Origin of the sequence: Trinickia violacea (assembly GCF_005280735.1) — a bacterium.
Classification (GTDB): Bacteria; Pseudomonadota; Gammaproteobacteria; order Burkholderiales; family Burkholderiaceae; genus Trinickia_A; species Trinickia_A violacea.
In genome coordinates this window covers 603,510-622,969 of record NZ_CP040077.1, presented here as the reverse complement: position 1 = coordinate 622,969, position 19,460 = coordinate 603,510, and the positions used below count along the sequence as shown (strand labels likewise).

The window sequence follows — 19,460 nt, the reverse complement described above, 5'->3', positions numbered from 1 at the left end:
GCACGCGTTGCCTGCTTGGGGTATTTTAGAACCTTATCCGGCGCATAACGGACGAAGCGGGCCACTGGCACGGCCGCCGCGACCCACCGCCGCGCCGCGCGAGGAGTGAACTTGGACCCATTGGAAGCCGCCGAGCAGCCCGGCGTCATCGAGCAGAACGTGCGCCGGCATCAGTCCGGCGCAATCGAATCCGTCACCGATCAGATCGGCCAGGAATGGCCGATCGCGCTCGTCTTCAACGGCATCTCCCACGCCGTGATGATGGCGACCCCGCGCGATCTGGAAGCGTTCGCGGTCGGGTTTGCGATCTCAGAAGGGATCGTCGAGCGCGGCAGCGATATTCAGGACATCGAGGTCACGCAGCGCACGGGCGAGATCCCGCATGCGGAAGTGCAATTGACGGTCGTGCAGCAGGCATTCGCCGCGCTCAAGGAAAAACGCCGCGCGCTTGCCGGGCGCACCGGCTGCGGCGTGTGCGGCATCGAAAGCATCGACTTGCTGGATCTCGCGCCGGAACGCGTGCCCGACACCGGCTTTCTCGCGCGCCTCGCGCCCGATGCGATCGCGCGCGCGGCCCGCGAGCTGCCAGCGCACCAGGCGCTCACGCGGCTCACGGGCGGCCTGCACGCCGCCGCATGGTGCGACGCCGAGGGCGCGATTCGCCACGCGTTCGAGGACGTCGGGCGTCACAACGCGCTCGACAAGCTCATTGGCCAGCTCGTGCTCGAGCGCGCCGATACGACCGACGGCTTCGTGTTCCTGTCGAGCCGCGCGAGCTACGAGCTGGTGCGCAAGGCCGCGCGCGTCGGCATTCCGATGGTCGCGACGATTTCGGCACCGTCGTCGCTCGCGATTGCCATCGCGCGGCAGGCGGGCGTGCGTCTCGTGAGCTTTTGCCGCGAGACGAGCTACGTCGACTACGACACCCAGTAACGCCCTCCGCTGCGCTCCGGCGAGTCTCGGTCGAGCGCTCAGTCGAACTGCTTGAAATCCGGCTTGCGCTTCTCGAAGAACGCCTTGAACGCCTCGCGCGCTTCGGGCGCGAGCAGCATCTTGGCGAAATGCACCGCTTCGTCGGTCATCTGCACGGCGATCTCGCGGCCGCTCGCGTGCTTCATCAGCGACTTCGTCACGCGCAGCGACGACGCGGGCAGCGCGGCCAGCTTCGCGGCCTGCGCGAGCGCGAACGCATCGACTTCCGCCGCCGGCAGCACGCGGTTGACGATTCCCATGCGGTGCGCTTCTTTCGCGTCGAACGCTTCGCCGAGCATCAGCTTTTCGGCGGCGAGCTGGTAGCCCGCGATGCGCGGCAGCAGCAGGCTCGACGCCGCTTCCGGGCACAGCCCGAGCTGCGCGAAGGGGAGCGAGAACACGGCCGAATCGGCCGCGTACACGAGGTCGCAATGCAACAGCAGCGTCGTGCCGATGCCGATCGCCGCGCCCGCCACCGACGCCACCACCGGCTTGCCCATCGTGCTGATGCGCCGCAGGAACTGGAACACCGGCGCGTCCTCGCCCTTGGGCGGCTGCTTCATGAAGTCTTCGAGATCGTTGCCCGCGCTGAAGATGCCCACGCTGCCGCGGATCAGGATCGCGCGCACCGTCGGATCGTCCTCCGCGCCGGCGAGCGCGTCGGCTATCGTCTGATACATCGCGGCCGTGATCGCGTTCTTCTTGTCGGGCCGGTTGAACGCAATCGTCATCACGCCTTCGGCGTGTTCGATCAGGATGTCCATCGTTGCCTCCTTGCTTGCGGTTTCCGCTGCTGAATAAAAAACGGTTCGCGCACTCCGGGTTTCGTCCCGACGCACGCGAACCGTAGTCAGTGCAATGCCGTGCTTACAGACGCTCGATGATGCCCGCCGCGCCCATGCCGGTGCCGACGCACATCGTCACCATGCCGTACTTCAGGTTGCGGCGGCGCAGGCCGTGAACGACCGTCGACGCGCGGATCGCGCCCGTCGCGCCGAGCGGGTGGCCGAGCGCGATCGCGCCGCCGAGCGGGTTGACCTTCGAAGGATCGAGACCGAGGTCCTGAATCACGGCGAGCGATTGCGCCGCGAATGCCTCGTTCAGTTCGATCCAGTCGATGTCGTCCTGCTTCAAGCCCGCGGCCTTGAGCGCGGCCGGAATCGCTTCCTTCGGGCCGATACCCATGATTTCGGGCGGCACGCCGCGCACTGCGAAGCTCACGAAGCGCGCGAGCGGTGTCAGGTTGAACTGCTTGAGGATCTTTTCCGACACGACGATCAGCGCGCCCGCGCCGTCCGAGGTCTGCGAGCTGTTGCCCGCCGTGACCGAGCCCTTCGCTGCGAACACCGCACGCAGCTTCGCGAGACCTTCGAGCGAGGTGTCGGGACGCGGACCTTCGTCGAGCGCGATCTCACGCGCCTTCACCTTGATCTCGCCGGTCGCGAGATCGGGGAAGCGCTCGGCGAGCGTGTACGCCGCGATCTCGTCCTTGAATTCGCCGGCCTGCTGAGCGGCGATGGCCTTGCGGTGCGACTCGACCGAGAACTGGTCCTGCGCCTCGCGGCTCACCTTCCAGCGCTCCGCCACTTTCTCGGCAGTCAGGCCCATGCCGTACGCGATGCCGAAGTCTTCGCTGCGATCGAAGATATGCGGCGACATCGACGGCTTGTTGCCCATCATCGGCACCATGCTCATCGATTCGCAGCCGCCGGCGATCAGCGCTTCCGCTTCGCCGACGCGAATGCGGTCCGCTGCCATCGCGAGCGCGGTGATGCCCGACGCGCAGAAACGGTTCACGGTCACGCCGCCGACCGACTGCGGCAGGCCCGCGAGCAGCGCGCCCATGCGCGCGACGTTCAGGCCCTGCTCCGCTTCGGGAATCGCGCAGCCGACGATCGCGTCTTCGATCACCGACGTATCGAGCCCCGGCACCTGCGCCACGGCCGACTTGATCGCGTGGACCAGCAGCTCATCCGGGCGCGTGTTCTTGAACACGCCGCGCGGCGCCTTGCCGATCGGCGTGCGGCTCGCTGCGACGATATATGCGTCTTGCAATTGTTTGCTCATTTGTAGCTCCTATGTCGATCTGAGTTAGCGCTTCAGCTGTCGACCCAAGTTAGCGCTTCAGCGCTTACTTGGGTCCCATGCAAAGCTCTTACTCAGATCCCATGCTGTGGTTGCTTGGAGTTGGTGCTTTAGCACCTACTCCAAGCCCTCAGCGGTCGGTCACAAGCGCACCTGATCAGTTGCGCACCGGCTTGCCGGTTTGCAGCATGCCCATGATCCGTTCCTGCGTCTTCTGCGTGCCGAGCAGATCGACGAACGCACGGCGCTCGAGCGTCAACAGCCATTCTTCGTCGACGAGGCTGCCCGCTTCGACATCGCCGCCGCAGATCGCTTCGGCGATGCGGCTCGCGATCAGGTAGTCGTGAGCGCTGATGAAGCCGCCATCGCGCATGTTCACGAGCTGTGCCTTGATCGTCGAGATCGCCGAGCGGCCCGCGACCGGGATTTGCGTGGCGCGCAGCGGCGGACGGTAACCTGCCGCAGCCAGTGCGCGCGCTTCCTTTTTCGCGGTGTCGAGCAGCTCGAACACGTTGAAGACGATCGTGTCGGACGGCTTGAGATAGCCCATCGAACGCGCTTCGAGCGCCGAGCCCGAGACCTTTGCCATCGCCGCGTTTTCGAACGACTTCGTCGCGAACTTGAGCAATTCGCTCGTCAAGCCGACCGCATTCGCCGCCTCTGCCGCGCGCAACGCCGCTTCCTTGAGACCGCCGCCGGCCGGCACGAGGCCGACGCCGACTTCGACGAGCCCGATATAGCTCTCGACGTGCGCAACACGCTTCGCGCTATGCAGCACGAGCTCGCACCCGCCGCCGAGCGCGATGCCCGACACGGCCGCCACCACCGGCACGTTCGCGTACTTCACGCGCAGCATGCCTTGCTGGAACTTCTTCACGAACGGCTCGATGCCCTTCGCGCCGCCCATCATGAACGCGGGCATCGCCTCTTCGAGATTCGCGCCTGCGGAGAACGGGCCGCCCGGCGTGCCGAGCTTGAGCGAGGTCGGCTGCCATACGACGACGCCCTTGTAGTCCTTCTCGGCCAGATCGATCGCCTGCACGAGGCCATCGATCACGCTCGGTCCAATCGTGTTCATCTTGCTCTTGAACGACACGATGACGACGTCGTCCTCGCCTGCGCGGTCATCGACCCACGCACGCACCGCGTCGGTTTCGAACAGCGTCTTGCCGTAGGTCTTCGGATCGACCGTCTCGCCGATGATCGGCGCACGGAACACTTGCTTGTCGTAGACAGCGAGCTTCGAGCGCGGCACGAACGACTTCGACGCGGGCGACCACGAGCCTTCGTTCGTATGCACGCCGTCCTGCTCGGCGACCGGCCCTTCGAGCACCCACGACGGCAGCGGCGCCTTCGACAAAGCCTTGTCTGCGGCGATGTCTTCCTGCACCCACTCGGCGACCTGCTTCCAGCCCGCCGCCTGCCAGCCTTCGAACGGACCTTCGTTCCAGCCGAAGCCCCAGCGGATCGCGAGGTCGACGTCGCGCGCGTTGTCGGCGATCGACTCGAGATGCACGCCGATGTAGTGGAACACGTCGCGGAAGATCGCCCACAGGAATTGCGCTTGCGGATGTTCCGATTCGCGCAAGAGCTTCAGGCGCTCTGCCGGCGGGCGCTTGAGAATGCGGCCGATCAGTTCGTCGGCCTTCGCGCCGCCTTCGACATACGTGCCCGTCTTCGGATCGAGCACTTTGATCGCCTTGCCTTCCTTCTTGTAGAAGCCTGCGCCCGTCTTCTGGCCGAGCGCGCCCGCTTTTACGAGCCCGGCCAGCACGGCCGGCGTCTCGTAGACCGGGAAGAACGGATCGTCGGCGAGGTTGTCCTGCATCGTCTTGATGACGTGCGCCATCGTGTCGAGGCCGACCACGTCCGCCGTGCGGAACGTCGCCGACTTCGCGCGGCCGAGGCGCGCGCCGGTCAGGTCATCGACTTCGTCGAACCGTAGGCCGAACTTCGCCGCTTCGGCGACCACTGCCAGGATCGAGAAAATGCCGACGCGGTTCGCGATGAAGTTCGGGGTATCCTTCGCGCGCACGACACCCTTGCCGACGACGCTCGTCAGGAACGACTCGAGCTGGTCGAGAATGTCCGGACGCGTATGCGACGTCGGAATCAGCTCGACGAGGTGCATGTAACGCGGCGGGTTGAAGAAGTGCACGCCGCAAAAGCGCGCCTTCAGCTCATCGGCGAAACCGTCGGACAGCGTCGTGATCGACAGGCCCGACGTGTTGCTCGCGAAAATCGCGTTCGCGCCGAGATGCGGCGACACCTTCTTGTACAGATCGTGCTTCCAGTCCATCCGCTCGGCGATCGCTTCGATCACGAGATCGCACTCGGCGAGCTTTGCGAGGTCGTCTTCGTAGTTGGCCGGCTCGATGTAGGCCGCGTCGTCTTTCACGCCGAACGGTGCGGGCGACAGCTTCTTCAGGTTCTCGATCGCCTTGAGCGCGATCCCGTTTTTCGGGCCTTCCTTGGCGGGCAGGTCGAACAGCAGCACCGGCACCTTGGCGTTGATCAGGTGCGCGGCGATCTGCGCGCCCATCACGCCGGCGCCGAGCACGGCCACCTTGCGAATGATCAGATTGCTCACGTCTTTCCTCCGGAGTTTGCGGGTTTGCGGCGCTGTTTTCTAAGCGCCTGCGAATCGCACATGAGTTGCAGGTGTCTGGATAAGGAAAACGCGCCACGCTTCTCATCGGCGTGGCGCATGAATCAATAGTCGCTTAGAACAGCGCTTCGTCGACTTCCATCAGCGTCTTCGAGCCGGCGCGCGCGGCGCGGATCGTCGAGGCCGTTTCGGGCAGAAGCTTCGCGAAGTAGAAACGCGCGGTGGCGAGCTTCGACTTGTAGAACGGATCGCCTGACGCTTCCTTGTCGAGCGCGATGCGCGCCATGCGCGCCCAGAAGTACGAGAACACGAGATGGCCGACGGTGCGCAGATACGGCACGGCGGCGGCGCCGACTTCGTCCGGGTTCGCCATCGCCTTCATGCCGATTTCCATCGTGAGCTTCTGGACCTTGTCGCCGATGTCCGCGAGCGGGTTGATGAACTCCTGCATCTCGGGCTTCACGCCTTCGGCTTCGACGAAGTCGGTCACGAGCTTGCCGAACTTCTTCATCTTCGCGCCCATGTCGCCGAGCACCTTGCGGCCCAGCAGATCGAGCGACTGCACCGCGTTCGTGCCTTCGTAGATCATGTTGATCCGCGCGTCGCGCACGTACTGCTCCATGCCCCACTCGGCGATGAAGCCGTGGCCGCCGTAGATCTGCATCGCGTGGTTCGTGCACTCGAACGCGTTGTCCGACAGGAACGCTTTCAGGATCGGCGTGAGCAGCGCAACGAGATCGGCGCTCTCTTTACGCACGGCTTCGTCGTCGTGCGACAGCTCGTTGTCGATATGGAGCGCGGACCAGTACGAGAACGCACGCGCGCCTTCCGCATACGCCTTCTGCGTGAGCAGCATGCGGCGCACGTCGGGATGGACGATGATCGGATCGGCGGCTTTCTCCGGCGCCTTCGGGCCGGTCAGCGAGCGCATCTGCAGGCGCTCCTTCGCGTACACGAGCGAGTTCTGATAGGCGACTTCGGTGAGACCCAGGCTCTGCATGCCGACGCCCAGACGCGCCGCGTTCATCATCACGAACATCGCCTGCAGGCCGCGGTTCGCTTCGCCGACGAGCCAGCCCTTCGCGTTGTCGAGATTCATCACGCAGGTGGCGTTCGCGTGGATGCCCATCTTGTGCTCGATCGAGCCGCACTTGATGCCGTTGCGCTCGCCCGGTTCGCCCGAGGCGTCGGGCACGAACTTCGGCACGATGAACAGCGAAATGCCCTTGGTTCCCGGCGGCGCATCCGGCAAGCGCGCCAGCACGAGGTGCACGATGTTCTCGGCGAGGTCATGCTCGCCGCTCGAAATGAAGATCTTGGTGCCGGTGATCGAGTAGGAGCCGTCGCCGTTCGGCTCGGCCTTCGTGCGCAGGATGCCGAGGTCGGTGCCGCAGTGCGGCTCGGTCAGGCACATCGTGCCGGTCCAGACGCCCGATACGAGTTTCGGCAAATAGATCTGCTGCTGTTCGGGGGTGCCGTGCTCATGCAGGCACTCATAGGCGCCATGCGACAGGCCCGGGTACATCGTCCAGGCCTGGTTCGCCGAGTTGAGCATCTCGTAGAGCGCGTTGTTCACGAACGCCGGCAGCCCTTGGCCGCCATACTCGGGATCGCAGCCGAGCGCGGGCCAGCCCGCCTCGATGTATTGCCGGTACGCTTCCTTGAAGCCCTTGGGCGTCGTCACGACGCCGTCGCCGGCATAGGTGCAGCCTTCCTTGTCGCCGCTCTGGTTCAGCGGGAACAGCACTTCGGAGCAGAACTTGCCGGCTTCTTCGAGTACTTGGTTGATCGTGTCGGCGTCAAGATCCGCGTGCTTCGGCATCCCCTTGACTGCGGCTTCCACGTTGAGCAGCTCGTGCAACACGAATTGCATGTCGCGCAGCGGCGCGGCGTACTGTCCCATGACTCTCTCCAAAGGTTGAGGCAACGAGGTCGGCCGCGCGCTTTGTGTCGAACGCTAGCGGCTTTCGCTCTGATACGAAACAATCAGTTTTTCCAGCGCGGCCCACGTAAGACGCACCGCATCCGGCAGATGCAGGAAGCGCGCGTCGTGATGCAGGCCGAGCGTGAAGCTGTAAACCTCGAAGAGCATCAGGTTCGGATCGGTGTCCTTGCGCAGATGCCCCTCTTCCATCGCCTGCGAAATGGCCCTCAGAAGCGCCGAGCGCCACGTCGTGACGCTCAGCACGAGCTGCTCGCGCACCGGGTTGTCCCCGCGGTCGTCGTATTCGACCGCGCCGCTGATGTAGATGCATCCGGTCGTCACTTCCTGGATGCGCTTTTCTATCCAGCGGGAGAGCATCGCGCGCAAACGCGGCAAACCGCGCGGCTCGCGCAAGCTCGGGAAAAACACCTCGTCTTCGAAACGACGGTGATATTCGCGCACGACCTCGACTTGCAAATCCTCGCGCGACCCGAAATGCGCGAACACTCCGCTCTTGCTCATCTGCATGCGCTCGGCGAGCAAGCCGATCGTCAGGCCCTCGAGCCCGTCGCGGCTTGCCAAGTCCAATGCAGCGTCGAGAATTGCGGCGCGCGTCTGTTCGCCTTTTCGCATAGCTTTGTACCGTTCTTATGTGACCGAAATCGAAAATCGAACGGCCGTACTATTATTGAGTGCAGCCGCTGACGAAACAAGGAATTTATTAGACACCGGTATCTAACCGGCCTTTTCTATTCTTGCGGCGTTGCCGCAGCCCAGGAAGCGGGCTTTTTGCCGATTGCCTTGGGCGCCTCCGGCGTGGCACGCGCATGGCGCGGCGCAGCGGATCAGTCGTAGCCGCCGACAGTCAGCAGTTTCATGACCGTACGGTAGGACAGGTACGCGAACCAGTTCAAGAGCCGCTCGCCGAGCGGACGCGCGGCGTAGTGAGCAACGTCTATCGGCCGGGCTTCGCCGAATGCGGCGAGGATCGCGTCGCGCAGCAATCGGATCTCGCTGTGCTTGATGAGCACCACGTTGGCCTCGTTGTTCAAGACGAGACTCAACGCGTCGAGATTCGAGGAACCGACTGTACCCCAATTTGAGTCGATCACGGCAACTTTGCCGTGCAGCATCGTTTTTTCGTACTCGGCGATGCGCGCACCGGCATTGAGCAACGTGCGGTAGAGATAAGGAACCGCGTAGTCGAGCGCGGCGAACTCCTTGCGGCCGATCAGGATGCGCACGTCGACGCCTCGCCGAGCCGCCCGCACGAGCGCGCGCCGCAGCTTGCGGCCCGGCATGAAGTAGGGATTGGCGAGCAGCACCTCGTGGCGCGCGCGCCCGATCGCGGCGAGATACGCCTTTTCGATTGCACGCCGGTTGACCACGTTGTCGCGCGCGACGAACGCGACGCTCGGCTCGCGCGTCGCCCGCGCCGTCGCAATGGCCCGGCGGCGCGCACGCGCCGAGCGGCCCATCAACGCCGACGCGACGGCGCTTTCCGGCAACGACAGCCGCGCCTCGGAACCGAGCGTCTGGAGCGGATGCGGCCGGTGGCCGAGCTCGATACGCTGCCATTGCAAGTCGAACGCCTCGCCGACTTGCGCGACCACCGGCCCGGTCAACTCGACCGCGAAGTCCCAGCGCGGATAAGGCAGGCGAATGCGGTCCTGAGCGAAGTCGTCGACGATGTTGATGCCGCCGCAAAACGCGAACCGGCCATCGACGACCGCGAGCTTGCGGTGCGTGCGCGAAAAGCCGAAGCGGCCGAACAGATGCGGGTTGAAGATGCGGTGCTCGACGCCTGCCGCGGGCCAGTCGTTGAACATCGGCAGACGGTCGGTGCCGATGCCGTCGGTGATCACGCGCACGTCCACGCCTCGGCGGGCGGCGCGCATCAACGCGTCGGAAACCGGGCGGCCGGCTGCGTCGTCACAGAAGATATAGGTTTCGAGCGCGATCGTTTCGCTCGCGCCGTCTATGCGCTCGATCAGCGCCGCAAAGAAATCCGCGCCGCCGCGCAGCAGGCGCACCGCATTGCCGGCCGTGAGCAGGAGCCGCGAAGACCGCCCCGATGCAATCGTCTGCCGAAGCCGCGCGAAAGGCCGCGTGGCGGCGCCGGCATCGGCAGCCCTCATGCCGCGCGTCCGCGCACGCGGCGCGGCAACTGGAGAATCGCTTCGCGGTTCGACCACGAGAAGCAGCGAGACGCCGCCTCTTCATACGGCAGCCACAAGTACGCCGTGTGCTCGCGCGGCGCGAGCGTCACCTCGACGCGATGCGGCACTTCGAGGCTGAACCAGTGCTCGGTGTTGCGCGTGACGCCCTCGGCGTAACGATGCCGCCACACGGGATAGATCTCGTAGTCGATTTGATGGCGCCAGTCGAGCAAGCCGCGCTCCGGCACTTGCTCGCCGCCGATGACGATTCCCGTTTCCTCCGCCACCTCACGCATCGCGGTCTCGACGAGCGGCTCGTCGAGCCTGTCTTTGGAGCCGGTCACCGACTGCCAGAATCCCGGGCGATCAGCGCGCTCGATGATCAGCACATCGAGCTCCGGCGTATGAATGACGACGAGAACGGATTCCGGAATTTTCGGCGGTTTCGGCATGGTTCGGGACGGCGCGCCGCGCGCGCGGATCGATCGATGACGTCGAAGAAAAAGGTGGAACGACCGACTGTAGCAGCTTTGCATGACTCGGATCGGCACGAAAACGAGAAAGGCGCATGACGCGCCTTTCTCGTACTACATCGTGCCGTTGCGGGTGATGGCCAAACTACCGCCGAACGCGCGCCTCAAACGCGCGCGTTTCGACGCTTACGCCTTCGGCTGCTCCGGCTGGCGCAGGCGAATGTGCAGCTCGCGCAGCTGGCGCTCGTCGACCGCGCTCGGCGCCTGCGTCAGCAGACATTGCGCGCGCTGCGTCTTCGGGAACGCGATCACGTCGCGGATCGAATCGGCGCCCGCCATCATCGTGACGATGCGGTCTAGACCGAACGCGATACCCCCGTGCGGCGGCGCGCCGTACTGCAGCGCGTCGAGCAGGAAGCCGAACTTCGCGCGAGCCTCCTCCGGCCCGATCTTGAGCGCGCGGAACACCTTGCTCTGCACCTCTTCGCGATAGATCCGCACCGAGCCGCCGCCGATTTCCCAGCCGTTGAGCACCATGTCGTACGCCTTCGCGAGACAACGGCCCGGGTCGGTTTCGAGGTACTCGAGGTGCTCGTCCTTCGGGCTCGTGAACGGGTGGTGAGCGGCGACGTAGCGCGCTTCTTCCTCGTCGTATTCGAACATCGGGAAGTCGATGACCCACAGCGGCTTCCAGCCCGGCGCGACGAGGCCGTTCGCCTTGCCGAATTCCGAATGGCCGATCTTCAGGCGCAGCGCGCCGAGGCTGTCGTTGACGACCTTCGCGCGATCCGCCGCGAAGAAGATGATGTCGCCATCTTGAGCGCCCGTGCGTTCGAGGATCGCCGCGATCGACGCGTCGTGCAGGTTCTTCACGATCGGGCTTTGCAAACCGTCACGGCCCTTCGCCGCTTCGTTGACCTTGATCCACGCGAGGCCCTTCGCGCCGTAGATGCGCACGAATTCCGTGTAGCCGTCGATGTCGCCGCGCGACAGCTCGCCGCCCTTCGGCACGCGCAGCGCCGCGACACGGCCGTCCTTCGTATTGGCCGGCGCGCTGAACACCTTGAAGTCGACGTCCTTCATCGCGTCGGTCAGCTCGGTGAATTCGAGCTTCACGCGCAGGTCCGGCTTGTCCGAACCGAAGCGCGCCATCGCTTCCGAGTACTGCATCACCGGGAATGTCTCGTCGAGCTGCACGCCCATCGTCGCGTTGAACACGTGACGGATCATCTTCTCGAACAGATCGCGGATTTCCTGTTCCGTCAGGAACGACGTCTCGCAGTCGATCTGGGTGAATTCGGGCTGACGGTCCGCGCGCAAGTCTTCGTCGCGGAAGCACTTGACGATCTGGTAGTAGCGATCGAAGTTCGCGACCATCAAGAGCTGCTTGAAGAGCTGCGGCGACTGCGGCAACGCGAAGAATTGGCCCGCATTCACGCGCGACGGCACGAGGTAGTCGCGCGCGCCTTCCGGCGTGCTCTTCGTGAGCATCGGCGTTTCGATGTCGATGAAGCCTTGCGCGTCGAGGTACTTGCGCACTTCCATCGCCACGCGATAGCGCAGGCGCAGGTTCTGCTGCATCTGCGGGCGGCGCAGGTCGAGCACGCGGTGGGTGAGGCGCGTGGTTTCGGAGAGGTTGTCGTCGTCGAGCTGGAACGGCGGCGTGACCGATGCGTTCAGCACAGCCAGCTCGTGGCACAGCACTTCGATCTTGCCGCTCTTCAGACCGGCGTTGGTCGTGCCTTCCGGACGGTTGCGCACGACGCCCGTCACTTGGATGCAGAACTCGTTGCGCACGCCCTCGGCGGTCTTGAACATCTCGGCGCGATCCGGGTCGCAGACGACCTGGACCAAGCCCTCGCGGTCGCGAAGATCGATGAAGATCACGCCGCCATGGTCGCGCCGGCGATGCACCCAGCCGCACAGCGACACGGTTTGCCCCAGCAGGTGTTCGGTCACCAGACCGCAGTATTCAGATCTCATCGACATGGTATTTGTCTATCGTTTAGTTTGATCAAGGGGAGCGCTCGTTTTGCAAGCGGTCCCGGTTAGAGCGGAGGCTCGACGGGGCGGCGTGCCGGTGACGTCACGTGCGGCACCGACGGCGCCACGACGCCCATCGAGACGATGTACTTGAGCGCGGCGTCGACCGACATGTCGAGCTCGATGACTTCGCTCTTCGGCACCATCAGGAAGAAGCCCGACGTGGGGTTCGGCGTCGTCGGCACGTAGACGCTTACGTGCTCGTCCTTCAGGTGATTGACCACGTCGCCGCCGGGAATGCCCGTCAGAAACGCGATCGTGTAAGAACCCCGGCGCGGATATTCGATCAGGAGCGCCTTGCGAAACGCATTGCCGCTGCTGGAAAGCAGCGTGTCCGACACTTGCTTTACGCTTGTGTAAAGCGGCCCGACCACCGGGATGTGACGCAGCACGGCGTCCCACCACTTGACGAGCTTCTGGCCGACGAAGTTCTGGGTGAACAGGCCGACGATAAAGATGAACGCGAGCGTCAACACCGCGCCGATACCGGGCAGATGGAACCCGAGCAGCCGCTCGGGCTGCCACGATTCGGGCAGCAAGAGCAGGGTCTGATCCATCGTGCCGATGACGAGCCCGAGCACCCACAACGTGATCGCCAACGGTACGAGGACCAGGAGGCCAGTCAGAAACACGGATTTGAGCGTCGTCTTTTTCATGTGTACCGCCAGAAAACCGCGCCGGAAAACAGTCGGCGCGGGATAGCCCTATTCAGTACCGATTTTGGGCGCGAGCTTGGACGCGCCCGGTTGCGGCGCGCCGTCAGGCGCTGGTGCTGCTGGCCGCCGCGGCCGGCGCCGCGGTGCTGGTGCCCGACGCCTCGGAGGCGGCCGAAACCGGTGCCGAGCTTGCGCTGTCGTTCGACGCCGCGCCCGTCCCGCCGCCATCGGCCTTCGCGGATTCGCTGCCGGTCGCCGCACCCGCTGCCGCACCGGTTTTGGCGCCGGCGCCGTTCGAGCCGCCGCGGAAATCGGTGACATACCAGCCCGAGCCTTTCAGCTGGAAGCCCGCGGCCGTGACCTGCTTGCGGAACGTGTCGTTCGAGCACTCCGGGCATTGCGTCAACGGCGCGTCGCTCATCTTCTGGAGCACATCTTTTTCGAAGCCGCACGACTCGCAGCGATAGGCATAGATCGGCATGATTCCCTTCCCGGCGTTTCCCGACAAAAAACTATTAAGCGCTTGCAAAGCGTTGAATTATAGCTGGAAACCAATGGCCTACCTTGATTTCCGGGATTACGGCGGAGTACAGAGCCGCACTCCCAGATAAGGGCGGCGGCGTCTTGATCAAGGCTGAATCACGGCCGGCGGCGCCACGTCAGCCACCGTTCGCGGCCTGCGAAAACCGCGATCGAATCGGTCACCGGTTCGTCCTCGATCAGCTCGAAATACGGTGTCAACAACGCATCGAGTTCGTCGCGCTCGATGCCGAACGGCGGTCCCTTCGGCGTCGCGCCCAGGAAGAAGAATCCGGCGAGCAGTCCTTGCGACGGCAACAACGCCGCCATGCGTTCGGCGTAGCCGGCCCAACGCGCTTTCGGCAGCGCGCACAAAAAGGCACGCTCATAGATCCAGCCGGGAGCGAAGGGCGGCTCATACGTGAAGAAATCAGCCTGCTCGACGAGGTCGGCACGGTCGCCAAGCTGCGCCCGAGCGGCATCGACCGCCTGCGCGGCGAAATCGATCGCGCGCACGGGCCAGCCGGCCTGCGCGAGGCACAACGCTTCATAGGCGCTGCCGCAACCGGGGATCAGAACCGGACACGTGTCGTGGCGGGCAACAAAGGCGCGGAAAGCATCGGGCACGCCCGCCTGGTCCCACGGCGTATATCCCTCTTGAAAGCGTTCGTCCCAGAAGGCCGCGGTATTCGGGTCCCGCGCACTGAAATTGGGAGTCTGCGGATTGGATTTCTCCGGACCGGACGGCTTCTTCGAATCGCTCATCGGGACGTCCTCCTTCGGTTGCTTGCCCGTCTTCCGTTACCGTCAGGCACCGTATGCAATGGCGAGCCACACGCGGGCAACCACGGCCCCGACGCCGACGGCGAGCCCAAACACCAGCAGGCCTTGCAGAAGCCGATTCGTCCGCTTCTGTTCGAGCAGAATCATCCGCATCACTTCTTCGTTCGCCGCGCGCGACGAGTCGTGTCGATCGGACAGCACGTGATGGATCAGCCGCGGCAACTGGGGCAGCGTCTTGCTCCACTGCGGCGCTTCGACTTTGAGTCGCTCGGCCCAGCCGCGCAGGCCGATCTGCTCGTTCATCCAGCGCTCGAGATACGGCTTGGCCGTCTTCCAGAGATCGAGCTCCGGATCGAGCGACCGGCCGAGCCCTTCGACGTTCAGCATCGTCTTTTGCAGCAGCACGAGTTGCGGCTGGATCTCGACATTGAAGCGACGGGAGGTCGAGAAAAGCCGCAAGAGCACCTGGCCCAGCGAGATGTCCTTCAGCGCACGGTCGAAGTACGGCTCGCACACGGCGCGAATCGCGCTCTCCAGCTCCTCGACCCGGGTGGTCGGCGGCACCCAGCCGGACTCGAGGTGAAGCGTCGCGACGCGGTGGTAGTCGCGCTTGAAGAACGCGAGGAAGTTCTGCGCGAGGTAGTTCTTGTCGAAGTCGGACAGCGCGCCAATGATCCCGAAATCGAGTGCGATATAGCGCCCGAAATGCTCGCGGTTCAGGCTCACCTGAATGTTGCCGGGGTGCATGTCCGCGTGGAAGAAGCCGTCGCGGAACACCTGCGTGAAGAAGATCTCGACGCCTTCGCGCGCGAGCTTCGGAATGTCGACGCCGGCGGCGCGCAGCGTGTCGACCTGACTGATCGGCACGCCGACCATACGCTCCATCACGAGCACGTTCGCCGTGCAGAACTCCCAATACATCTCGGGCACGAGCAACAGATCGAGCCCGACGAAGTTGCGCCGCAGCTGGCTGCCGTTCGCGGCTTCCCGCATGAGGTCGAGCTCGTCGTGCAAGTACTTGTCGAATTCGGCGACGACTTCGCGCGGCTTCAAACGCTTGCCGTCCGCCCACAGCCGCTCGGCCCAGACAGCGATATCGCGCAAGAGCGCGAGGTCGGAGTCGATCACGGGCAGCATGTTCGGCCGCAGCACCTTCACGGCCACGGCCTTGCCCGCGTGCTGCCCGGCCTTGACCTTCGCGAAATGCACTTGCGCGATCGACGCGCTCGCCACCGGCACTCGCTCGAACTCGTCGAATAGCTCGTCGACGGGGGCGCCTAGCGCTTTCTCGATGATGCCGATCGCGACAACCGATTCGAAAGGCGGCACCTGATCCTGCAGTTTCGCAAGCTCGGCGGCGATATCGACCGACAGCAGATCGCGGCGAGTGGACAGCACTTGCCCGAACTTGACGAAGATCGGACCGAGGCTTTCAAGCGCGAGCCGCAGCCGCACTGCGGGTGGCTGCTTGAAGCGCCGGCCGATGGTCGTGACGCGCAGCAACAGCCGCACGCGGCGGTCGTTGATGCGGCTAAGCATCATCTCGTCGAGACCGAAACGGATGACAGTGAAAACGATCTTGATGAAGCGCAGAAAACGCATGAATGGACCCGGTGACTAGCGCGTGCCGCGCGATGTGGCGGCACCGCCCGGCGCATTGGCGCTCTCGCGGGCTTCTACTTTTTGCTCGACGCGCTCGATCCGCTTCTCGACGCGTGCGAGCGCGTCGCGTGCGCGCGCAAGCTCGGCGTCGAAATCGATCAGCGCCGCGCGGCGCACGAGCTGCGGGTTCTCGTCGAGCAGATATTCGGCAACCGAATCGCGTAGGTTGCGCCCGGTCCGCATCGCCCGTTCGCCGACGGTCTTGGCCAGCGTCGCGACGCGATAGGCCGGAGCGTCCCCGATCAGCTTCGCCAGATCCTCTTCCGGCTCCCAGCGCAGATGCTCGGCGAGCTTCGCGATTTGCGTCGCGAACTCGGCATCGCCCTCGATCTTGACGTGCTTCATCACCGCAGCCTGTCCGCCTTGCACGAATGCCGGCAGAGCATCGGCCGGCACCGAAATGGCGACGTCGCATTGCTGCGCCTCGTTCTCTTCAACGGCCTGCAGATAACCGTCGGGCTGCACGAGCAGCACCATGACGACAGGAGGACAGGCCAGCCGGGCAGTCTTGCCGGCATAAGGAGCGAGGCGCTCGCGGGCCCACGATTCGCGGGCGAGCAGATGATTGACAGCAGCGGAAAAAGGCTTGGCAGCGAGGGTCATCGGACGTGGGATGAAAAAACCCGCGCAGGCGACGGCCTGCGCGGGTTTCTATTGTAACGTCCGTTCGCCTACGGCTTATCTAGACCGAACGGACTACGCGACGCGGTTTCAGTGCGAGGAAACTTGCTGAATTCCCGCCAGCAACCAGCCTTCGCCCGCGCGCGAGGACTTCGACAGGTTCCACACCTCGACGAACGGCTCGGCAGCCGCACCCGCCGTTTCCCGGATCAAGCCGCTGAAGCGCACGCTCGCGAGGTACTCGCTGCCGCGATCTTCGACTCCGAGCATCTGGGCGTCCAACTGCACGACGTCGGTCTGGTTGCGCTCGGCGCCGCGCGAGTCGATGTCGATCTTCACCTCGGCGAACATTTCCGGCGTCGTGAACTCGCGGATGTCGGCGATGTTGCCTTCGTCCCAGGCGGCCTGAAGCCGCACGAAATTCACCTTCGCGTTACGCAGGAAGGCTTCGGTATCGAAGCCGGCCGGAACGGACGGTGCCGCGTTCGCTTCCGGCGCCGCGTCGAAGCCCGCCGACGGCGAGCCGAACGCGCCAGCCGCTGCCGGCGGCGTGTAGCGCGGCTCTTGCGAGTAACCCGAGCCGAAACCGCCCGCGTTCATCGAAGCCGAACCTGCCGCACCGTAAGCCGGCTCGTTCTGGCGGCGGCGCCCCATGAATTTGCGGATCAGCCAGATCGCAACCATGGCGATCAGCGCGATCACGATGAAGTTCGCCATCGCGCCGGCGAATGCTTCGCCAAGCCCGAAGTGAGACAGCAGCGCGGCAATGCCCAAGCCTGCGGCCAGACCGGCGATCGGCCCCAGCCAGCGCGAGCGGTTAGGCGCGGCGGCCGGCGTCGGCGTCGGCTGTGCCGGCGTTGCGCGCTGAGCCTGCGACGGTTGCGTGGATTGCTGCTGCATCGGCTGCTGAGCCGGCGGAGTGGATTGATTCTGGACAGTCTGCGATTGGCGGCCGACGCTGCGGCCGCCACCCATGCGTCTCGCCTCGGCATCGAGCGCTGAGAACGTGCCGGCGACGATCAATGCGACCACGGCGGCCCGTCCGATTCGCTTTGCCAGCGAAACTGTTGGCTTTTTGAAAGTCAACGCTAGCGGAGCGGTCATGGACTAAATCCTTTTAAAGACAACGATTTAAGGGAACTAATACTTTGTCGCGACGTGCAAGGCTACCACGCCAGCTGACAAATTGTAATATTTGACGGCGTCGAGGCCGCTTTGTTCCATCATCGTCTTCAAAGTTTCCTGGTCCGGATGCATCCGGATCGATTCCGCCAGATAGCGGTAGCTTTCGGCGTCTTTGGCGAACTTGTCGCCGAGCCACGGCAACACCTTGAACGAGTAGACGTCGTACGCTTTTTTCAGCGGGTCCCACACCTTCGAGAACTCCAGCACCAGCAGGCGCCCGGCCGGCTTCAGCACGCGTCGCATCTCGGCAAGCGCGACATCCTTGTGCGTCATGTTGCGCAGGCCGAATGCCACCGTCACCACGTCGAAGTAGTTGTCCGGAAAGGGGATTTTCTCGGCGTCACAGAGCAGTGCCGGCGTGATCACGCCTTTGTCGAGCAGCCGGTCGCGGCCCACGCGCAGCATCGATTCGTTGATGTCCGTGTGCCAGACCTCGCCCGTCGGCCCCGCCTGCTTTGCGAACGCCATCGACAGGTCGCCCGTGCCGCCCGCGATATCGAGCACTTTGTAGCCCGGCCGCACGTTCGCCTGCGCGATCGTGAAGGTCTTCCAAATCCGGTGGAGCCCGCCCGACATCAGGTCGTTCATCAGGTCGTAGTTGCTCGCCACCGAGTGGAACACGCCGGCAACCTTTTTCGCCTTGTCTTGTTCGTCGACTGTCTGAAAGCCGAAGTGGGTCTTGCTCATCGCGCTCGTCCTCTATTTATCTTGAATTTTGTTGCGCCGCACGATTTTGGCGGCAGTCAGCCGGATCGTATCAGTTCGCGCCGGGCCGCCCCAAGCGAACGGGTGCGCCCCCGCAGGGGGCGTTCATATCAGTGACGGTGGCCGTGCGGGGTGTCGGATGCGGCCATCGGCGCGTCCCGGTCAACGCCCGCCGCTGCCAGTTTGTCGAGATACTCTCGCCAGAGTTCATCCTGCCGGATCGCGAAGTCGTAGAGCAGATCCCACGAGTAGATGCCGGTGGAATGGCCGTCGGAGAAAGTCGGCTGCAGGGCGTAGTTGCCGACGCCCTCGAGCGACACGATCGACACGTCGCGCTTGCCGGTCTGCAGCGTCTCCTGCCCCGGCCCGTGGCCGCGCACTTCCGCCGAGGGCGAAAAGACGCGCAGCAGTTCGAACGGGACCCGGTAGGTCTTGCCGTCCGCATATTGAAGTTCGAGCACGCGCGATTTGGCGTGCACGACGACGCCGGTCGGCACCGGCGTGGCTGGGGTCAGTCCGGGCATCGCAACCTCGTCTGGCAAAAGAGTGTGGCGATCGCAGCGCCGAATGCGCGCGGCTGACAGGCGCAGCCGGCCATCATCGAGCCCAGGCGATCAAGCAAAAGCGCGTTCGATTTCGTGGCGTACCGCTTCGGCGAGCAGCGTGGCCTGCGCGCGCCGCTGGGACAGGAGCGCCTCGGAGACGGTACGCTGACGCGGCGCCCACACGGGCAACGGAAAATGCGCGTCGTTCGTGAAGCGCGGGATGACGTGCCAGTGCACGTGCGGCACCTGGTTGCCGAGGCACGCGAGGTTCACCTTGACCGGCTGCATCACGCGCCGAATCGCACGCTCGACCGCGTTGACCGCGCGCATCACACGGTCGCGGGCCGAATCGTCGAGATCGGAAAACTCGGCGACGTGCTCGTTCCAGATCACCCGGCAAAAGCCCGGGTAATCGTGTTCGTCGGCGAGGACGACGCGCATCGCGTCGTCCTGCCAGAGCACGGCGCCCCCTTCTTCACGGCAGAAAACGCATTCCATCGTCGGCCCCTAGCGGAATATA

At 64.5% G+C, this 19,460-nt stretch carries 18 protein-coding genes; 1 reads left to right on the top strand and 17 read right to left on the bottom strand.

What is annotated here, in order from left to right; all coding sequences use genetic code 11:
* The first annotated feature begins 111 nt into the window (after nucleotides 1-111).
* The gene (fdhD, locus tag FAZ95_RS02725) at nucleotides 112-933 is read left to right on the top strand and encodes a formate dehydrogenase accessory sulfurtransferase FdhD (protein ID WP_137331039.1); all 822 of its coding nucleotides are present in this window, start codon (nucleotides 112-114) and stop codon (nucleotides 931-933) included.
* A gap of 38 nt (nucleotides 934-971) precedes the next feature.
* On the opposite strand, the gene FAZ95_RS02720 is transcribed toward fdhD, so the two are convergent.
* The 17 genes from FAZ95_RS02720 to FAZ95_RS02640 all read right to left on the bottom strand — a co-directional run bounded on the left by FAZ95_RS02720 (nucleotide 972) and on the right by FAZ95_RS02640 (nucleotide 19,438).
* Nucleotides 972-1,826 (bottom strand): enoyl-CoA hydratase, encoded by an 855-nt coding sequence (locus FAZ95_RS02720; protein WP_437437729.1) that lies wholly within the window; start codon nucleotides 1,824-1,826, stop codon nucleotides 972-974.
* A 13-nt stretch (nucleotides 1,827-1,839) separates the two neighbouring features.
* A complete protein-coding gene (locus tag FAZ95_RS02715) occupies nucleotides 1,840-3,039 on the bottom strand; it encodes an acetyl-CoA C-acyltransferase (protein ID WP_137331037.1) in 1,200 nt (399 codons plus the stop codon).
* Nucleotides 3,040-3,214: 175 nt separating this feature from the next.
* A complete protein-coding gene (locus FAZ95_RS02710) occupies nucleotides 3,215-5,647 on the bottom strand; it encodes a 3-hydroxyacyl-CoA dehydrogenase/enoyl-CoA hydratase family protein (protein WP_137331036.1) in 2,433 nt (810 codons plus the stop codon).
* Between the two features lie 133 nt (nucleotides 5,648-5,780).
* Nucleotides 5,781-7,568: an acyl-CoA dehydrogenase C-terminal domain-containing protein gene (locus tag FAZ95_RS02705; RefSeq protein WP_137331035.1), complete on the bottom strand. Its 1,788-nt coding sequence runs from the start codon at nucleotides 7,566-7,568 to the stop codon at nucleotides 5,781-5,783.
* Nucleotides 7,569-7,622: 54 nt separating this feature from the next.
* Nucleotides 7,623-8,222, bottom strand: a complete 600-nt coding sequence (locus FAZ95_RS02700; protein WP_137331034.1) for a TetR/AcrR family transcriptional regulator — start codon at nucleotides 8,220-8,222, stop codon at nucleotides 7,623-7,625.
* A gap of 212 nt (nucleotides 8,223-8,434) precedes the next feature.
* Nucleotides 8,435-9,670, bottom strand: coding sequence for a phospholipase D-like domain-containing protein (locus FAZ95_RS02695; RefSeq protein ID WP_437437728.1), 1,236 nt, complete (start codon nucleotides 9,668-9,670; stop codon nucleotides 8,435-8,437).
* A 53-nt stretch (nucleotides 9,671-9,723) separates the two neighbouring features.
* The gene (gene nudB / locus FAZ95_RS02690) at nucleotides 9,724-10,200 is read right to left on the bottom strand and encodes a dihydroneopterin triphosphate diphosphatase (protein WP_137331032.1); all 477 of its coding nucleotides are present in this window, start codon (nucleotides 10,198-10,200) and stop codon (nucleotides 9,724-9,726) included.
* 207 nt (nucleotides 10,201-10,407) lie between these two features.
* Entirely contained in the window at nucleotides 10,408-12,210 is a 1,803-nt protein-coding gene (gene aspS, locus FAZ95_RS02685; RefSeq protein WP_137331031.1) for an aspartate--tRNA ligase, read from the bottom strand.
* Between the two features lie 59 nt (nucleotides 12,211-12,269).
* Nucleotides 12,270-12,920, bottom strand: a complete 651-nt coding sequence (locus FAZ95_RS02680) for a DUF502 domain-containing protein (RefSeq protein ID WP_137331030.1) — start codon at nucleotides 12,918-12,920, stop codon at nucleotides 12,270-12,272.
* A gap of 103 nt (nucleotides 12,921-13,023) precedes the next feature.
* Nucleotides 13,024-13,401, bottom strand: a complete 378-nt coding sequence (locus FAZ95_RS02675) for an FmdB family zinc ribbon protein (RefSeq protein ID WP_137331029.1) — start codon at nucleotides 13,399-13,401, stop codon at nucleotides 13,024-13,026.
* 158 nt (nucleotides 13,402-13,559) lie between these two features.
* A complete protein-coding gene (locus FAZ95_RS02670) occupies nucleotides 13,560-14,204 on the bottom strand; it encodes a class I SAM-dependent methyltransferase (protein WP_137331028.1) in 645 nt (214 codons plus the stop codon).
* A 42-nt stretch (nucleotides 14,205-14,246) separates the two neighbouring features.
* Nucleotides 14,247-15,824 (bottom strand): ubiquinone biosynthesis regulatory protein kinase UbiB, encoded by a 1,578-nt coding sequence (gene ubiB / locus FAZ95_RS02665; RefSeq protein ID WP_137331027.1) that lies wholly within the window; start codon nucleotides 15,822-15,824, stop codon nucleotides 14,247-14,249.
* A 15-nt stretch (nucleotides 15,825-15,839) separates the two neighbouring features.
* Entirely contained in the window at nucleotides 15,840-16,487 is a 648-nt protein-coding gene (locus FAZ95_RS02660) for a ubiquinone biosynthesis accessory factor UbiJ (RefSeq protein ID WP_137331026.1), read from the bottom strand.
* Nucleotides 16,488-16,595: 108 nt separating this feature from the next.
* Complete coding sequence (locus FAZ95_RS02655; protein WP_137331025.1) at nucleotides 16,596-17,609, bottom strand: Tim44 domain-containing protein; 1,014 nt, start codon at nucleotides 17,607-17,609, stop codon at nucleotides 16,596-16,598.
* 36 nt (nucleotides 17,610-17,645) lie between these two features.
* The gene (gene ubiE / locus FAZ95_RS02650) at nucleotides 17,646-18,377 is read right to left on the bottom strand and encodes a bifunctional demethylmenaquinone methyltransferase/2-methoxy-6-polyprenyl-1,4-benzoquinol methylase UbiE (RefSeq protein WP_137331024.1); all 732 of its coding nucleotides are present in this window, start codon (nucleotides 18,375-18,377) and stop codon (nucleotides 17,646-17,648) included.
* 128 nt (nucleotides 18,378-18,505) lie between these two features.
* Nucleotides 18,506-18,919, bottom strand: a complete 414-nt coding sequence (locus tag FAZ95_RS02645) for a gamma-butyrobetaine hydroxylase family protein (RefSeq protein ID WP_137331023.1) — start codon at nucleotides 18,917-18,919, stop codon at nucleotides 18,506-18,508.
* A 90-nt stretch (nucleotides 18,920-19,009) separates the two neighbouring features.
* Nucleotides 19,010-19,438, bottom strand: a complete 429-nt coding sequence (locus FAZ95_RS02640; protein WP_137331022.1) for an HIT family protein — start codon at nucleotides 19,436-19,438, stop codon at nucleotides 19,010-19,012.
* Nucleotides 19,439-19,460 lie beyond the last annotated feature (22 nt).

Bases quoted from the DNA above. Each gene is read 5' to 3' on its own strand.
- FAZ95_RS02715 (WP_137331037.1), bottom strand. From the start codon at position 3,039: ATGAGCAAACAATTGCAAGACGCATATATCGTCGCAGCGAGCCGCACG.
- FAZ95_RS02705 (WP_137331035.1), bottom strand. From the start codon at position 7,568: ATGGGACAGTACGCCGCGCCGCTGCGCGACATGCAATTCGTGTTGCAC.
- FAZ95_RS02700 (WP_137331034.1), bottom strand. From the start codon at position 8,222: ATGCGAAAAGGCGAACAGACGCGCGCCGCAATTCTCGACGCTGCATTG.
- nudB (WP_137331032.1), bottom strand. From the start codon at position 10,200: ATGCCGAAACCGCCGAAAATTCCGGAATCCGTTCTCGTCGTCATTCAT.
- aspS (WP_137331031.1), bottom strand. From the start codon at position 12,210: ATGTCGATGAGATCTGAATACTGCGGTCTGGTGACCGAACACCTGCTG.
- FAZ95_RS02680 (WP_137331030.1), bottom strand. From the start codon at position 12,920: ATGAAAAAGACGACGCTCAAATCCGTGTTTCTGACTGGCCTCCTGGTC.
- FAZ95_RS02675 (WP_137331029.1), bottom strand. From the start codon at position 13,401: ATGCCGATCTATGCCTATCGCTGCGAGTCGTGCGGCTTCGAAAAAGAT.
- FAZ95_RS02670 (WP_137331028.1), bottom strand. From the start codon at position 14,204: ATGAGCGATTCGAAGAAGCCGTCCGGTCCGGAGAAATCCAATCCGCAG.
- ubiB (WP_137331027.1), bottom strand. From the start codon at position 15,824: ATGCGTTTTCTGCGCTTCATCAAGATCGTTTTCACTGTCATCCGTTTC.
- FAZ95_RS02660 (WP_137331026.1), bottom strand. From the start codon at position 16,487: ATGACCCTCGCTGCCAAGCCTTTTTCCGCTGCTGTCAATCATCTGCTC.
- FAZ95_RS02655 (WP_137331025.1), bottom strand. From the start codon at position 17,609: ATGACCGCTCCGCTAGCGTTGACTTTCAAAAAGCCAACAGTTTCGCTG.
- ubiE (WP_137331024.1), bottom strand. From the start codon at position 18,377: ATGAGCAAGACCCACTTCGGCTTTCAGACAGTCGACGAACAAGACAAG.
- FAZ95_RS02645 (WP_137331023.1), bottom strand. From the start codon at position 18,919: ATGCCCGGACTGACCCCAGCCACGCCGGTGCCGACCGGCGTCGTCGTG.
- FAZ95_RS02640 (WP_137331022.1), bottom strand. From the start codon at position 19,438: ATGGAATGCGTTTTCTGCCGTGAAGAAGGGGGCGCCGTGCTCTGGCAG.